Source organism: bacterium, from assembly GCA_024226335.1.
In the GTDB taxonomy this organism is placed as follows: Bacteria; Myxococcota_A; UBA9160; order SZUA-336; family SZUA-336; genus JAAELY01.
Window position 1 is genome coordinate 1 of record JAAELY010000456.1, and the last position, 15212, is coordinate 15212.

Consider the following 15212-nt stretch of genomic DNA (forward strand, 5'->3'; position numbering starts at 1 on the left):
CGCCGAGGAAGAGATAGAGAGAGAAGATCGCGAAGATCGCGCTCGGGCTCCATACGGCAACGAGCGGGGGTAGGATGTTGTTCTCGCCCAGAGCCGAGAAGGTGCTCAGGAAGATCATCAGCACCACTCCGAGGACCAGGGACAGACCGATCCCATAGAGGGCGCCCTGGCGCCCCATCCTGAAGGCGAAGGGCAGAGCCACCAGCGCCATGACCAGCGAGATCACCGGAAAGGCGATCTTGTTGTGGAGTGCTACTTCGAGCTGTGGCACGTCCTGGCCGCTGCTTCTCAGGTCCTGGATGTAGCTCTGCAACTCGCGATAGTCCATTTCCTCGGGCTTGCGGAGCCCGCCCCGAAAGTACTCCGGGCCTTCCTCCAGTTGGTATTTCATCGGCTCGTCGAACTCGACGAAGCCGGTCTCTTGCCGGCCTTGCCAGGATCGCGACCAGCCGTTCGACAACGTCCACCAGCCGTCCTCGACGTAGGTCGCTCGCTGCGCCCAGAGCCGGTCCGTCAAACGATAGTCGTCGTCGAACTTGAAGATTTGTAGCCGGTGGAGTTGCTTCAGGTCCTCGTCGAGGAAGGCGTAGTTGTAGAGGTAGTTGCCCTTGCCGAAGAGCCATCGCCGATCGGCACGGTGCATTCGAGCCTGTTGTTGGCCCTTGATCATCGCCCTGAGCTCCGCGGCTCGCTCGTTCGAAGCCGCCAGCACCTCGGATTGGAGGACACCGCAAAGCGTGGCGACCAGGCCGGCGGCGAGGACGACCGGAATCGCGAGCCGATAGAGACTCATTCCGAGGGCCTTGCAAGCGATGATCTCGTTGGTCCGAGACAGCAAGCCGAAGCTGATCAGAGTCGACACCAGGACGATGATCGGAGCGATCTGATAGACGATGCCGAAGGTCTTGAACTTGTAGTAGTCGACGACATAGCTCGTGGGCGCCTCGCTATCGAGGAAGCTGTTGAAGTTGTCCGCGAGATCGAAGACCAGGTAAATGACGATCCCGGTCATGAAGGAGAGCGTCAACACTCGCAAGAAAGTCAGCAAGACGTAGCGGTCCAGGGAGTTCGGAAACCGCAGGTGAAACTCGGGGAGACGAAGCACCAGACGGGCCCGCTGGCGTCGTTTCACCAATACCTGGCGCCGTGCGACCTTTTTCTCCTCCTGGCGGCGCCTGAGACGGAGCACGCGGAGCCACAGGGATTCTTGAATCCAGCGGTCCAGCTGGGAGAGCATCAGGCTCTTGTCGCGGTTGCGCCGCGCCAGCAGGAAGAGGCCGATCACCAGCAGTGCCATGTTGGGAAACCACACGGCGAGCCAGGCCGAAACCGATCCCTTGCGCGCGATGTCCTCTCCCGAGCTGAGCAGGACGTAGTAGATCAAGAAGACGCCCAGGGAGATGGCAAATCCTGCGGAGCGACCGCCGCGAGAGTTGTTGAACCCCAGCGGCAAAGCCAGCAGCCCGAACACGATACAAGCCGCCGGTAGGCTGAACTTCTTGTGCAGCTCCACCGATGCCATGTTGTGAACCACTTCGGGGTAGGCCGGATCCGTTGCTCGGCTCCTGAGCTCGCTGAACGAGAGTTCGCGTAACCCGCGCTTGACGGATCTGGGCGACATCTGCGGCAGGGTCGCCAGCTTGATGTCCATCTCCCGGTGGGCGATGACGTCCTGGCCCGCCGGATCCATGAAGTCGACGCGGTGGATATAGGCGTTCTCCAGCGACAGCATCACTTCGCCGTCGCTGCCAGGCTGTGCCCAGCCCCAGTCGGCGACGAAGATCTCGCTCTTCTGGGTCGGGATGGCGTCGCCGAGGAAGACCCCCTTCCAGCGGCTTTCGCCTGGAGGTGCCTCGAAAATGTAGAGCACCTTGTTCTGCCAACCGGTGTGCGGAACCCTGGGCTGGACTTCCTCCGTCAAGCTCTGAGCCAGGATCTCGATCTGGAGCTTCTGCAGAGCGTGATTACCGACCGGCAACACCTGGATCATCAGGTACGTGCTGAGGCCGGTGAGGAGCAGAGACAGGACAACAATAGGACGGTAGAGCGAGAACAGGCTGACGCCGCATGCGCGGAGGGCTACGAGCTCGCTGTCGGAAGACAGACGGCCGATAGCGATCAAGATGCTGAACAGCAGCGCCATCGGGATCGTCATCACCACGATCCACGGTAGGGACAACAGCAAGAGCTTGCCGACAGCTTCAATCGCGACGCCGCTCGAGATGATCAGCCTGGCCGACTTGAAGAAGGCCTGGAGCAGCAGGATGACGGTGAAGACAAAGAACCCCAGGGCCAGCGGTCCTAGGATCTCAGCCAGGATGTAGCGGTCGAGTCGCATCGAGCTGCGGATTATAACGGCAACGCCGGCTCCTTGCGCCCGGCCAGGAGGCGCGGATGATATGTCCGATAAGGACCATTATGTAAACTTGAATCTTAGAGCCAAGCCAGCCCGACTCCGAATCAACCGGCCGTGCCGCGCAGGTCCTGGAGGATCTCTTCGAGAGTCTGAATGAGCTCTCTCTTGCTGACGCGACTCTGGCGAAACTTCATCGACAAATTGAAGCTCTTGTCGGGCGGCCGGAAGCTGAAGACGAACGGCTTGCGCCGTGGACTGCCCGCGCTCTTCTGACCGCGTTTCTGGCGGCGTAGGTCGTCGCGGCTGAGTCCCCGGCGGTCGACTTCCTCGAGAAGCCGAATCATCTCGTCTTCGTCTTCTGCCTTCAACACTTCGAGCAGCAGCGACTTCGTGGCGATGGCCAGTGCCTGGGCGGTCTCGCGTACCCGATTGGGCATCTGTAGCAGGGCCAGGCTCTCGGTGACGACCGTACGAGACTTCCCCACCGCAGCCGAGATCTCCTCATGCGTGTAGTCGAATCGCTCAGCCAGGGAACGGTAGCCCTCGGCCTCCTCGAACGGCGTGAGGTCCTTGCGTTGGAGGTTCTCGATCAGCGCGATCTCGAGCGCCTCTTCCTCGGTGACCTCCATCTCGATCACCGGGATCTCGATCAGACCGGCTTCCATAGCCGCTCGGAATCTGCGTTCGCCGCTGATGATCTGGAGCTTTGGCGTTCCGGGAGCGGACTCGCGGCCACGTACGAGGATCGGTTCGAGAATTCCCTTCTCTCGGATAGAGTTCGCCAGCTCCGTGAGATCCCCCATGGTCGAACGGGGCTGATCCGGATTTGGCTCGACGGCCGAAAGCGGTACCATCTTGCCGACCGGCGTTTCGGCGCGGGCCGTCAACTCCTCGACAAAGTGGCTGCTGTGCCGCATGCCGGCTCTTTTCGGCAGTCCGCGCCGGCGCTTGGCTTCCGCCTTAGACACGGCTCAGAACCTCTTCCGAGAGCTTGTAATACTCATAGGCGCCACTGGAGCGAGGTGCGAAACTGAATATGGATTCCTTGTAGGCAGGGCTTTCTTCGAGCCGTACGCTCTTGCTGATCCGGGTCTTGAAGAGCTTCTCCCCGAAGACCTGGCCGATTTCCGCTTTGATGTCACGGGAAAGGATCGTGCGCTTGTCAAATAGGGTGATCAAGACACCGAGGATCTGGAGATCCGGATTGGCTCGATTCTTGATCTTGTCGATGGTTTCCAGCAGGTCGTCGGTGCCCTCCAGCGCGAAGTAGCTCGACTGGATGGGGATCAGCACATGAGTCGCAGCCACCAGGGCGTTGACGGTGATCAGGCCTAGAGTTGGCGGCGTGTCGATCACGATGTAGTCGTACTGGTCACGAACTCGATCGATCTCGTCTTTGAGCTTGAAGTGGCCATCCAGATCTCCCAGTAGCTTGGCCTCGACCTTTGCCAGGGAGATGGAGGATGGCGCAATGAAGAGCTGAGGTACCTTGACCGCCTCGAGGAGGATGTCGGATAGCACGACGTCGGCATTGGCCAAGACATCGTACATCGAGCCCTCGAGCTCATGGACGTTGACAAAAGACATGCTGCTGTTGGCCTGGGGGTCGACGTCGACCAAGAGCGTGCGGAAGCCTTTGGTGGCCAGAGCCGCCGAGAGATTGATCGCGGTCGTCGTCTTGCCGACGCCGCCTTTCTGATTCGTGATCGCGAGTATCATGGCGCGCCGGAGTGTACGAGAAGCCTACCCGTAGGTCAAGATGGCGCATTGTCGGCGCGCCGACAATCGGTCTAAACTATCCGCAGGTCAAGATGGCGCATTGTCGGCGCGCCGACAATCGGTCTAAACCTATGATTTGAGTAGCCTTACGAGGTTTGAGAGTTCCCGGCCAGCCGTCACCATGGCCGCGGCCCGAAGGACTACATAGTGTACTTGCCCAGGTCGTCCGGATCGACCTCTTCCAACCACTTCTTGAGCTTCTCTTTGTCGCGAGCGCCGAGATCGTCGGCCTTTGCCTGGTCGAGGACAGTCTCCGCTACGTAGATGGGCACTTCCGCCCTCAAGGCGAGTGCGATGGCGTCGCTCGGTCGAGAATCAATGATCAGCTCCTCGCTGTCGAGCTCAATGAAGATCTGTGCGAAGAAGGTGTTGTCGACGAGATCATGGATCGCGACCCGGGCGATTCTGCAGTTGATGCCGCCCAGTAGATTGACCAGGAGGTCATGGGTCATCGGCCGAGGCGGTTCGATCCCTTCCAGCTTGAGAGCGATCGCGTTGGCCTCGAAGATGCCAATCCAGATCGGCAGGATCCGGGAGTGCTCCTCGCTTCTGAGAATCACGATGGGCACGCTCGAGCTGGGATCCATCATGAGCCCTTTGACTTCCATGAGTATCATGGTGTCTTCCTTGGTCATGGGGCTATTGTCCGTTTCTCCAGTACCGAGGTCAAGCCGTCTGGCGTCCGATCAGCGAGTGCGGGAAGGCCTGCTCGACTTGTACCTGTGTCAGAGTTCCGAGCTCCGCGGGCTCGTCTCCATGCTCGAAGTGAAGGAGCCTATGGCATGGAGTGCGACCGGTCAGAGTTCCTGGCTTCTTGCCCCACGCCGTGACCAGGACGTCGAAGGTCTCCCCTACCAACGTCTGGTTGATCTCCAGTTGGATCGTCTTCTGGAGTGCAAACAGTCTTTGCAGGCGCTCGTCAGCTACCTCCGGCTCGACCTCCGGTACCTTGAGGCGTGGCGCCGCAGTCCCCGGTCGCGGTGAGTACTTGAAGGCGAATAGAGAGGCGAAGCGAAGTTCCGAGACCAGCTCGAGGGTAGCCGCAAAGTCCTCTTCGGTCTCGCCAGGGAATCCGACGATGAGATCGGTAGAGATGGCCATCCCCGGCCGGCTCCTGCGCAAGCGTTCGATCAGATCACGGTACGGCTCGATGGTGTAGCCACGGCCCATCAGTCGCAGGATGCGATCCGCCCCCGACTGTACCGGCAAGTGCAGATAGGGACAGATGTTGCTATGCAGAGCCATCTGATCGACCATTTCCTGGGTGAAGTCCCGCGGATAGGAAGTGACGAAACGGAGTCGCTTCAGGCCCTCTATCGACGCGACGCGATCAAGGAGGACGGCAAAATCGACGTCCGTCGCCGGGTCTCGCCAATGATTGACGGTCTGCCCCAGGAGCTCGATCTCCAGGAAACCGAAGTCGAGCAGATGGCGGACCTCGGCCAGAATGTCTTCCATCGCGCGGTTCTGCTCAGGGCCCCGCGTCGTCGGAACGATACAGAAGGTGCACTTCTTGTCACACCCTTCGATGATCGTCACCATTCCCTTGTAGAGCCCTTCGCGCGACAGAACGTCGAGATCGTAATTGCGTTCGGCTGCGTCGGGAAAACCGGTGGCCACGACCCGGCGCCCCAGGAGTCGTTGCCGAAGGACTTCTTCGAGCTCTCCGACTCTGCCCGGACCGATGACGAAATCGAGATCTGGCAGACGCTCCAGCGCCCGATCCCCCTCCTGCTGGGCCACGCAGCCGCAAAATCCCAGCAGCAACTCGGGTCGGCTGCGCTTCAACAGTCGGTACTCTCCGAGTCGGGAGTATGCCTTGTGGGCAGCCTTTTCCCGTACGCTGCAAGAATTCAGGAGGATCAGATCGGCTCGGCCGGGGTCGCGGGTCGGCAAGCTGCCAAGCTGCATCAACTGGCTCGACAGACGCTGGCTATCGAGCTCGTTCATCTGGCAGCCCCAGGTTTCGACGAAGAACCGCCTGGGCGGCAGTAGCCTCATGGGTCGTACTCTTCAGGTTCGTTGTCCGCGTCGCCCGCCGGCGGGTCGATGGCTTGATGACTCTTCACTCGCTCAGTGATCCTCCGCTCTTCCGGGGTCGGCTCCAGCTCCCAGCCCTGATTCAGCCATCCCTGGGGAGTCCCCGCACGCTGGCCCTCGGCGACGAAGACTTCGAGCTCCTGCTCGAGGCGCGCAGCCTGGTCTCGCAACTGGTCGAGGCGATCGAGGGCCCGGTCCCACGCCGGTTTCAACTGACTGTCGCGCAGGTAGGGATCGTCCTCGGCATAGAACTGCTGGCGGAGCGCTGCCGACTCGAGCTCCAACTCCGCGATGCGGTCGATCGCCCGCCGCCACCCCATGCGCAACTCCAGGGCACGGCCTCGCCAGTATTGCTCGTCACGGATCTCACTCCCCTCCTCCGCCGGAGGTTCTTCGAGATCGGGCATGGGTGCGGCCGGCGGAGAGTCGAGAATGATGACCTCGGCTCCCTCGGAATACTCATGCAGGTTGTCGTCGTTGATCACCGCGATCGAATCCGCAGTGTCCTGTTTCCGGGCTTTGGCGAGACGAGACGCCTCCAGCAAGGTCTTCGGCTGTTCGCTCTCGCCCCCGGGGTCGATCACCTTGACCGACGGGCGGGTCGGGCGGACTTCGCGGATCGGCAATGGCGGCGGTGGCGGCGGCTCCGCCAGCTGTGGGGCGACCTGGGTCATCGTCTGGGACGGTAGGAGCTCAGGCTCGTTGCCGCCGGAGCATGCCACGGTGGTGAGAGCAAGAAAGACCACACACACCGCCACGACCACTACATGAGAGCTTTTCGCTTCAGTCGACATCGTGTCATCCTCCAGACTTATTCGGCCCGCGTCGACCCTGGCCGTTCGGGCGGTCACAAGACTAACAGCATTCGGGCGGCGCTGCCCGGCCGCTATGCCGACGCGCGGGCTCTGGCCCCGACGTCAGGTGCTGGCCGCCTCGGTCTCTCCCAGGCGCGCCCGGAGGTAGTCATCGACTTCGGCGGCGGTCGCCAGGTTGGAGCAAAAGGACACTGTCTCTTCGAGAGTCTCCAACGAAAGCTCCCGGACTTGTCGCTTAATGGTCGGTATCCGGCGCGGGCTAACCGACAGGCGCCGCAAGCCACAACCGAGCAGGATAGCGGTCATGCGTTCATCGGCAGCCATTTCGCCACAGAGGCCGACCTCAATCCCAGCAGCCCTTGCATTCTGCACGATCAGTTTCAGCATCCGCAGCATTCCCGGATGTAGCGGCCGATAGAGATCCGCCACGTGCTCGTTGGCGCGGTCGACCGCCAGGGCATACTGGATCAGGTCGTTGGTACCGATCGAAAAGAAATCGACCTCCTTGGCGAGGATGTCGGTAATCAGAGCAGCTGCCGGCACCTCGACCATGATTCCGAGCTTGAAGTCGCGCCTGAATGTCAGACCTTCTGCCTGAAGCTCGTCCATGACCTGCCCGGCAACCTGCCGAAATTCCCGGACTTCCTCGGGAATCGTCACCATGGGTAGCATGATCCACAGATTGCCGAAGACGGTGGCACGCATCAAGGCGCGCAGCTGGGTCTTGAAGATGTCAGGCCGAGCCAGAGTCAACCGGATGCCGCGCAGCCCCAACACCGGATTGGCTTCCTGAGTTTCCATCATCTCTCGTGCGATCTTGCGGCCGCCCAGGTCGTAGGTCCTGATGATCGCGGGATCCGGAGCCGCGGTTTCGATCATCCTGCGGTAGATTTCCAGATGTTCTTCCTCGGTCGGTAGCTCGGGGGACTTCTCGATGTACAGAAACTCGCTGCGATAGAGGCCGATCCCAGCCGCGCCGAAACGGCGGACGTCGTCCAGCTCTTCAGGCAGGTCGATGTTCGCCATGACCTGCAGCCTGGTACCGTCGAGGGTGATCGGCGGTAGCTCGCTGGACTCGAGGAGCATCTGCTCCTCGATCTCGCGCTCCTCGAGCCGATCGCGATAACTCTCGATGGTCGGTTCATCTGGATGAATGATGACCGTGCCCGCACTTCCGTCGATGATGATCGACAAGTCGATCTGATCGGCGAGCTTGCGGCTGATCCCAGTGACTCCGAGCACTGCGGGGAGATTCAGGGATCGGGCGATGATCGTGGTGTGCGAGGTCGGGCTGCCGTGCTCGATGACGAAACCGACGACGTTCTCCCGGCCCAATCGGACCGCATCGGGTGGCGACAGATCGTCGGCGACGATCACGACGTCGCCTTCGACCTCCGAAAGATGGTGCAGGTGAATGCCTCGCAAGCTACGGACGACGTAGCGGCAGACGTGACGCAGGTCTTCCTGGCGCTCGCGCAGATAGGGAGCGTCGATGGCGTCGAAGCGTGCCTGGATCTCGGTGACGGTTTCCTGCAGCGCCCACTCGGCGTTGACGTGCTCGCGCCGAATGTGCTCTTGAACGCCCTCCAGAAACGAGGTGTCGGAGAGGACCAGAGCCTGGGCATCGAAAATGCCGGCGAGCTCATCGCCCAGCTCGTCGCCAACGCGGTCACGCAAGCGACCGATCTCGAGGCGGGTGCGCTCGACCGCTTCTCGGAAACGGTCAAGCTCGGCTTCGATCTCGTTCTCCGGCAACGGGATCTGGTAGATGTCCCCGATCCGCGTGTTGATGCAGACCGCCGCACCGATGGCGATCCCTTCCGAGGCACCTATACCCTTAAACGTCTCCATCGCCTCACTACCGATCAGGAATCTTCGTCGAAGCGGTTCTCGATCAACTCGGCGACTGCATCGATCGCCTCGGATTCGTCCTCACCTTCACAGACGATCGAGATCTTGGTTCCCTGCGCGGCACCGATGGCCATGAGCCCCAGGATGCTCTTGGCATCGACTTCTTCCCCTTCCTTGATCAGCGTCACCTCACAGCCGAAGCGGCCGGCAGTGTGTACCAGTTTGGCAGCTGCTCTGGCGTGCAGGCCGAGCCGGTTGCAGATCTCGAGATCGCGCTCAGTCATCTTCGTCCTCACTCGGAGCGGGCTTGCGGTCGGCTCGCGGCAAGTTGTCGCTCGAGCAGATGCTCGAACGTGCCTTGTCGCGAATCCACTTCGTCAAGTCGCTCAAGCGCATGTCTTTGTTGAGTAGGCAGCCCAGCCGTACGACCATCGGCAGATTGACGCCGGAAATGATCTCGACCCTGCCTGGTTCGCGAAATGCCATTGCGACGTTGAATGGAGTACCTCCGAGGATGTCCGTCAAGATCAAAATCCCGTGATCGTTGTCGAGATGGGCCAGTACCCTCTTCACCTTGCGGTGTCCCTCGTCGAAGCCGTCCGACCAATCGAGCGGAAGCGCCTCGAATGCTTCGAGATTGCCTGAGATGACCCGTGCCGCCGCCAGCAGCTCTGGCGCCAGTCCGCCATGGGTCAGAATGAGCACTCCAACCATCGAAAGATCTCGCGACGCGTGTGGCCTGAAGTTGGCCGCCGACGGATTCTCGGGGCGGCCCGAGCAATACCGCGCCATAGTATCGCTGCATGCGGATCACTGCAATCGGGCAGAGGACAAAGGGCCTTGGCTCACGGGCCTCGATCGGCGTCGCGATGCCGCAACCTGACACTCCAATCCCGGCAAGTGAGGCTCGACGCCAGGCGCTCGCAGAACGCGACCGATCGATGCCGGCCGCCGGTACAGCCGATGGCGAGGGTGACATAGCTGCGATTCTCCCGCTGGTACCGCGGCAAGAGGAAGCTCAGGAGACTGTCCACCCGGTCCGTGAGCTCATGATAATCGGCCTGCCCGTCCAGGAAGTCCTGCACCGCACGGTCTCTTCCACTGAGCTCCCGGAGCCCGGGAATGAAATAGGGATTGGGCAGGAACCGGACGTCGAGGACAAGATCGCTTCCTGCTGGAATGCCGTGCTTGAACCCGAAGCTGACCAGCGAGACAGTCAGCGCTGCTTCCCGGCCTTCCGCGAACGCACGATAGATCTCGCGGCGCACGTCGTGCACCGACCACTCGCTGGTGTCGAGGATGAGATCGGCCTGGCCGCGCAGCGCCGCCAATAGCGCCCTTTCCCGGCGGATGCCGTCGATGACAGGCCGCTTCCCGAGACCGATCGGGTGGCTTCGCCGAGTTTCCGAATAGCGCCGGAGCAGCGCTTCCTCGGTGGCTTCGAGAAAAACGACGGTGAGCTCGAAACGCCCGCGGTCGATCTTCTCGAGCAGCTCCGGGAGCACTTCGGCAGAACCCGGCGCGCGGACGTCGGTGACTACGGCGATCAGGCGGCGGTCACCGACCTGGGACAGCGGATCGGCCAGAAAAGTGCGCAGCAGGGGCAACGGCAGGTTGTCTACGCAGTAATATCCGATGTCCTCCAACGCGTTCGCGGCGGTGCTCTTTCCCGAACCGGAGAGCCCACTGATCACCAGTAGTCGTGGTCTCCCCTGCCCGTCTTGCTCAACGCTGGCTTCGCTGCTCAATCTTCGCCTCGAGCTGCAGCGCGAACTCACGCGCCGAGTCATGACCCTGGAGTTTCAGGACGTGATTGCGGGCAGCGATCTCCACCAGGCTGGCAAGATTGCGCCCAGTGGCAACCGGCATGCGAATATAGGGCACGGGCGTCTCCAGAATCGTGTAGACGGATTCATCGAGCCCCAGTCGGTCATAGACCTTGTCTTTCTCCCAGGGCTCGAGCTCGACCACCAGATCAATGGTCTTGCGATCACGAACCGCCGCCAGGCCGAAGAGATCCTTGACGTTGATGATTCCGAGCCCACGAAGCTCCATGTGGTGCTTCGCCGGCTCCTCGCTGTAGCCGATGAGATCGCCACTCGGATAGCGGCGAATGGTGACCCGGTCGTCGGCTACCAGGCTGTGACCACGTCGAATCAGATCGAGGGCCGACTCACTCTTGCCGACGCCGCTCTTGCCGGTCATGAGAACACCGAGGCCGTGGATGTCCATCAAGACAGCGTGGAGATGCGTGACCGGAACGAGGTGATCCTCGAGGAAGAAGCTCAGACGTTTGATGACCGTCGAAGACAGCGACGTCGAGCCGAGGATCGGTACCCTCCTCTCCCGACAGAGCTGATGAAAGGTCGGAAACGGCTCGATACCCTTGGTGATGACGAAAACCGGTACCGGTAGGTCGACGATCTTCCGGAAGCGCCGCCGCCTCGCCTCCGGCGCCAGCGTCTTCAGGTACTCTGTTTCGCTCTCCCCGATGATCTGTACCCTGCCCGGTTTGATGTAGGCATAGTATCCAGCGAACGCGAGGCCGGGCTTCTGCACCCTGGGATGAGTGATGCGATGGTCGAGATGAACATCGCCGCACAGTACTCTGAGGTGAAGATCGGAAAGCTCGGCTCCCAACAGCTCCGTGACTTCGACGAAGGTCGTGTCAGGCAACTCAGATCTCCTCGCTCAGCAAGCTGAAGATCGAGGACGGATCCCTGGTCTCGAGCATCCTTTCGACGTGGCGGCCGGCCTTGATCCATTTCGAGATGGCGGCGAGGCAGTGCAGGTGCGCAGCCGGTTGGTCTTCAGGCGAAACCACCAGAAAAACGAGCTGCACCGGCTGGTCGTCGATGGCGCTGAAGTCGACCCCCTCGGGCAGGAGAGCCACGGCGACCACGACTTGATCGATGCTCGACATCTTGCAGTGCGGCACGGCGACGCCTGCACCGATCCCCGTCGATCCCAGCTGCTCCCGTTCCCAGAGCCTCTCGTAGAGCTCCTCGACGTCGCCCAAACGCCCCGTATCGACGATGCGCTCGGCCAGAGCGCGCAGCAAGGTCGGCCGATCCAGACACGCGAGATCGGAGAAGACCAGTTTCGGATCGAGCAGGGAATCCAGGTTCATCAGAAATCTGGAGCGATGAGACCGTAGTTCGCATCCTTGCGACGGTAGATCACACTCACCCGATCCGTGCTCGAGTCGCGAAAGACGAAGAACTCGTTCTTCGAGTGGTCGAGCTCGAGCACCGCCTCGTCGATCGTCATAGGTTTGATCGGAAGCCGGCTGGTCTTGATGATCCGCGGCTGAGCGCCATCGCCGACGCTCGCCGCTTCGAGCACCTCCATCGGCCAATGATGTCCGCCGTCCTGGCGCTGGGCCCGGCGCCGCTTGTCCATGAACTTCTTGCGGGACCTGCGCGCCTGTTTCTCGATCTTCTCGACTCCGGCGTTGATCGCCTCGCGCATGTGCTCCGACTCCTCCGTCGCCTGAAACACGCCGTGCCGATGCGTCACGTGGAACTCAGCGATCTGGCGCCGTTTCTCGATCTCCAGAATGACGTGGACATCCACCGGCTCGTCGAGGAACTTGGCGAGCTTCACCAATCTGCGCTCGGCGTACTGTCTGACTCGCTCTCCCAGGTGATAGTGCCGCCCGGTGAACTCGATCTTCATCCGCTCTCTCTCCTAGGTGTGAAAACGCGTGGCCCGTGGCCCGTGGCGCTTCGTTAGAAAATCTGCTTGCGCTCGGTCGAGGAGGGAATCCCCAATTCGTCGCGGTACTTGGCTACCGTGCGACGAGCGATATGGATGCCCTCGCGGTTCAGGATTCGCATCAGCCCGCTGTCGGACAGCGGCTTCTTCGGGTCTTCGGCCTGAATGAAATGCTGGATCTTCCGTTTCACAGTCAACGAAGAGATATCTCCGCCGTAATCGCGATCGATGCCGCTATGGAAGAAGAACTTCATCGGTAGAAGTCCTCGTGGCGTATGCATGTACTTGTTCGATACGACGCGACTGACCGTCGATTCATGCATCTCGATATCTTCCGCCACATCGCGCAACACCAGGGGGCGCAGATGCTCGACACCGTGATCGAAGAATGCGCGCTGGTGCTTCACGATCGAGGTCGAGACCTTGTAGATCGTCCGCTGGCGTTGATCCAGGCTCTTGATCAGCCATACCGCGGAACGCATCTTGTCCTTGATGAACTGCTGGGCGTCGGCTTCGGATTTCTGCTGGCGCATGGCCTGGAGCATTTTGCGGTAGGCACCGCTGACCCGCAAGCGCGGCAGGCCATTGTCGTTGAGTTGAACGACGTAGGCGTCCCCGACCTTGACGATGTGCACATCCGGTTCCACGTAGTGAGTGCGGTCGGTAGAGAACTTGCGCCCCGGCCGCGTATCCAGCCGGCTGATGCTCTCGACCGCGGGCTTGAGGTCGCTCAAAGGCAGGTCCAGCGATTTGGCGATAGCTTCGAACTTGCGGCGCGTGAACTCTTGCCATTTCTCCGTCACCAGATAGCGAGCCAGTGAGTCCTCCGGCTCTCCCTGGGCGTCGAGCTGCCGTAGCAGGCTCTCCTGCAGGCTGCTGCAGGCCACGCCCGGTGGATCGAGATTGCGGACGAGCTCGAGGGCCTGCTCGACGTCGTTCAGGCGATAGCCGACCCCGTCGCTCTGGCACCGGGGTGAGCCATCGTCGAAGCCGTCAGCGCCCATCGCCTGAATCTCTTCCATCGTCGCGACCAGAAAGCCGTCCGGGTCGAGATTGCCGATGATCGCCTCGGCGATCTCCCTCGTCAGCTCCGGCACCGACATCATGTGGAGTTGCCACAGCAGGTAGTCGTAGAGATCGTCCTCGCGGGTCAGAGTATTCTCGAGCGGCGGGCCCTGCCGCTCCTCGAAGACGGACGACTGGCCCGAGCCTTCCCAACTTTCCGCGTAATCACTGAAGTAGGCCTCGAGGTCGATGTCGGAGAGCGCTTCCGCCTCCTCCTCGGTCTCGCTCTCCTCGGGGTCAGGTGTCTCCTCCTCGGCCTCGTTCTCTTCGAGTACCGGATTCTCCACCAGCTCCTGGGTCAGTACCCCTTCGAGCTCCAACCGCGTCATCTGCAGCAGCTTGATCGCCTGCTGCAGTGACGGCGTCATCACCAGCTTCTGAGCCAGCTTCAGGGAGAGTTTCTGCTCTAGCGCCATGGCTTACAGACTGAATCCTTCGCCCAGGTAGATCTTCCTCACCTGCGGATCGGCGGAAAGCTCCGCGGGAGAGCCGGTACGGAGTATCTCGCCGTTGTTGATGATATAGGCGCGGTCGGTGATCTTCAAAGTCTCCCGCACGTTGTGGTCGGTGATCAGGACCCCGATGCCCATCTCTTTGAGGTGTTTGATGATCGACTGGATGTCGAGCACCGCGATCGGATCGATTCCGGCGAACGGTTCATCGAGAAGAATGAATAGGGGGTCGATGGTCAGCGCGCGTGCGATCTCGACCCGCCTTCGCTCGCCGCCGGAGAGAGCGTATCCCGGACTCTTGCGTACGGTTTCGAGGCCGAACTCGCGAACCAGGAGCTGCGCGCGCCGGACGCGCTCGGTCCGCGGCAGGTCCAGGGTCTCGAAGATCGCCAGGAGATTCCCCTCCACCGTCATCTTGCGGAAGATCGAAGCCTCCTGTGGCAGGTAGCTGATGCCGCGCTTGGCGCGCAGGTACATCGGCAAGGCAGTGATGTCAGTCTCGCCCAGGATGACTTCGCCTCGATCTGGTGGCGTCAAGCCGACGACCATGTAGAACGTCGTGGTCTTGCCCGCCCCGTTGGGGCCGAGCAGCCCCACGATCTCTCCCTGCTCCACCGAGATCGACACGTCGTTGACCACCGCTCGACCCCGGTAGACTTTGCGCAAGCCGCGCGTAGCCAGGCGGGCCACCGTCATTTCGAGCCTGCAACTGGAGAGGGCTGCGCCCGCGCCCGGCTGTGAATCTGAACGGTGCCCGCCACGAGGTCGTAGAGCAGGTACCTGCCTTCCAGGCGATTGTTCTGCGAATCGATCAAGCGCACCGTATCGCCGAACACCTCGACCCGTTCGGAGTCGAGGGAATAGACCGCGGTGTCCCCTAGAACCTGGCGATTGTTCGCCGGATCATCCAACCGAACGTCCTCGCGGCAGATCATCCGCTTTGCTTCGTGGCCTGAGCCATCGAGCTCCACCGAGAGCTCCCGACAAGCGATCACGCGGCGCGCCTGCTCGACCCGGACGTCACCCGAATAGACGACGGTGCCGTCGATCTGCCGGTAGGTCAAGAGCTGCGACGTGACTTCGATCGCCTCGACCTGGCCGGGAGGCGAGCCGCTCGCGCCAGGGCTGGAGAACCAC

16 protein-coding genes are annotated in these 15212 nt (G+C 61.4%); all 16 read right to left on the minus strand.

Annotated features, from left to right (window positions below; genetic code table 11):
* A partial coding sequence (gene lptF / locus GY725_21920; GenBank protein ID MCP4006847.1) for an LPS export ABC transporter permease LptF occupies window positions 1–2338 on the minus strand: 2338 nt, incomplete at its 3' end.
* Between the two features lie 122 nt (window positions 2339–2460).
* A complete protein-coding gene (locus GY725_21925; GenBank protein ID MCP4006848.1) occupies window positions 2461–3273 on the minus strand; it encodes a ParB/RepB/Spo0J family partition protein in 813 nt (270 codons plus the stop codon).
* Between the two features lie 43 nt (window positions 3274–3316).
* A complete protein-coding gene (locus GY725_21930) occupies window positions 3317–4075 on the minus strand; it encodes a ParA family protein (protein MCP4006849.1) in 759 nt (252 codons plus the stop codon).
* A 200-nt stretch (window positions 4076–4275) separates the two neighbouring features.
* Window positions 4276–4752 carry a bifunctional nuclease family protein gene (locus GY725_21935; protein ID MCP4006850.1) on the minus strand — a complete coding sequence of 159 codons (477 nt, stop codon included), beginning with the start codon at window positions 4750–4752 and terminating at the stop codon, window positions 4276–4278.
* 49 nt (window positions 4753–4801) lie between these two features.
* The gene (gene miaB / locus GY725_21940; protein ID MCP4006851.1) at window positions 4802–6136 is read right to left on the minus strand and encodes a tRNA (N6-isopentenyl adenosine(37)-C2)-methylthiotransferase MiaB; all 1335 of its coding nucleotides are present in this window, start codon (window positions 6134–6136) and stop codon (window positions 4802–4804) included.
* Window positions 6133–6969: a hypothetical protein gene (locus tag GY725_21945; GenBank protein ID MCP4006852.1), complete on the minus strand. Its 837-nt coding sequence runs from the start codon at window positions 6967–6969 to the stop codon at window positions 6133–6135. Before GY725_21945 ends, miaB begins: the two co-directional genes overlap by 4 nt.
* A gap of 123 nt (window positions 6970–7092) precedes the next feature.
* The gene (ptsP, locus tag GY725_21950) at window positions 7093–8841 is read right to left on the minus strand and encodes a phosphoenolpyruvate--protein phosphotransferase (protein ID MCP4006853.1); all 1749 of its coding nucleotides are present in this window, start codon (window positions 8839–8841) and stop codon (window positions 7093–7095) included.
* Window positions 8842–8855: 14 nt separating this feature from the next.
* A complete protein-coding gene (locus GY725_21955; GenBank protein MCP4006854.1) occupies window positions 8856–9125 on the minus strand; it encodes an HPr family phosphocarrier protein in 270 nt (89 codons plus the stop codon).
* On the minus strand, window positions 9118–9555 hold the full coding sequence (locus GY725_21960; GenBank protein MCP4006855.1) for a PTS sugar transporter subunit IIA: 438 nt from the start codon (window positions 9553–9555) through the stop codon (window positions 9118–9120). The genes GY725_21955 and GY725_21960 overlap by 8 nt, the downstream gene beginning before the upstream one ends.
* Before the next feature lie 131 nt (window positions 9556–9686).
* On the minus strand, window positions 9687–10589 hold the full coding sequence (gene rapZ, locus GY725_21965; GenBank protein MCP4006856.1) for an RNase adapter RapZ: 903 nt from the start codon (window positions 10587–10589) through the stop codon (window positions 9687–9689).
* The gene (hprK, locus tag GY725_21970; GenBank protein ID MCP4006857.1) at window positions 10567–11517 is read right to left on the minus strand and encodes an HPr(Ser) kinase/phosphatase; all 951 of its coding nucleotides are present in this window, start codon (window positions 11515–11517) and stop codon (window positions 10567–10569) included. The genes rapZ and hprK overlap by 23 nt, the downstream gene beginning before the upstream one ends.
* Before the next feature lies 1 nt (window position 11518).
* Complete coding sequence (locus GY725_21975; GenBank protein MCP4006858.1) at window positions 11519–11971, minus strand: PTS sugar transporter subunit IIA; 453 nt, start codon at window positions 11969–11971, stop codon at window positions 11519–11521.
* A complete protein-coding gene (gene raiA / locus GY725_21980; protein MCP4006859.1) occupies window positions 11971–12519 on the minus strand; it encodes a ribosome-associated translation inhibitor RaiA in 549 nt (182 codons plus the stop codon). The genes GY725_21975 and raiA overlap by 1 nt, the downstream gene beginning before the upstream one ends.
* 53 nt (window positions 12520–12572) lie before the next feature.
* Window positions 12573–14039 carry an RNA polymerase factor sigma-54 gene (gene rpoN, locus GY725_21985; protein MCP4006860.1) on the minus strand — a complete coding sequence of 489 codons (1467 nt, stop codon included), beginning with the start codon at window positions 14037–14039 and terminating at the stop codon, window positions 12573–12575.
* Window positions 14040–14042: 3 nt separating this feature from the next.
* Window positions 14043–14771, minus strand: a complete 729-nt coding sequence (lptB, locus tag GY725_21990) for an LPS export ABC transporter ATP-binding protein (GenBank protein ID MCP4006861.1) — start codon at window positions 14769–14771, stop codon at window positions 14043–14045.
* Window positions 14768–15212 (minus strand): hypothetical protein (locus GY725_21995; GenBank protein ID MCP4006862.1); only part of this gene is annotated, 445 nt, incomplete at its 5' end. The genes GY725_21995 and lptB, both read right to left, overlap by 4 nt.

Bases quoted from the DNA above. Each gene is read 5' to 3' on its own strand.
- GY725_21975 (MCP4006858.1), bottom strand. From the start codon at position 11,971: ATGAACCTGGATTCCCTGCTCGATCCGAAACTGGTCTTCTCCGATCTC.
- GY725_21960 (MCP4006855.1), bottom strand. From the start codon at position 9,555: ATGGTTGGAGTGCTCATTCTGACCCATGGCGGACTGGCGCCAGAGCTG.
- GY725_21925 (MCP4006848.1), bottom strand. From the start codon at position 3,273: ATGCGGCACAGCAGCCACTTTGTCGAGGAGTTGACGGCCCGCGCCGAA.
- GY725_21945 (MCP4006852.1), bottom strand. From the start codon at position 6,969: ATGTCGACTGAAGCGAAAAGCTCTCATGTAGTGGTCGTGGCGGTGTGT.
- ptsP (MCP4006853.1), bottom strand. From the start codon at position 8,841: ATGGAGACGTTTAAGGGTATAGGTGCCTCGGAAGGGATCGCCATCGGT.
- lptB (MCP4006861.1), bottom strand. From the start codon at position 14,771: ATGACGGTGGCCCGCCTGGCTACGCGCGGCTTGCGCAAAGTCTACCGG.
- GY725_21935 (MCP4006850.1), bottom strand. From the start codon at position 4,752: ATGATACTCATGGAAGTCAAAGGGCTCATGATGGATCCCAGCTCGAGC.
- rpoN (MCP4006860.1), bottom strand. From the start codon at position 14,039: ATGGCGCTAGAGCAGAAACTCTCCCTGAAGCTGGCTCAGAAGCTGGTG.
- GY725_21955 (MCP4006854.1), bottom strand. From the start codon at position 9,125: ATGACTGAGCGCGATCTCGAGATCTGCAACCGGCTCGGCCTGCACGCC.
- miaB (MCP4006851.1), bottom strand. From the start codon at position 6,136: ATGAGGCTACTGCCGCCCAGGCGGTTCTTCGTCGAAACCTGGGGCTGC.
- GY725_21930 (MCP4006849.1), bottom strand. From the start codon at position 4,075: ATGATACTCGCGATCACGAATCAGAAAGGCGGCGTCGGCAAGACGACG.
- raiA (MCP4006859.1), bottom strand. From the start codon at position 12,519: ATGAAGATCGAGTTCACCGGGCGGCACTATCACCTGGGAGAGCGAGTC.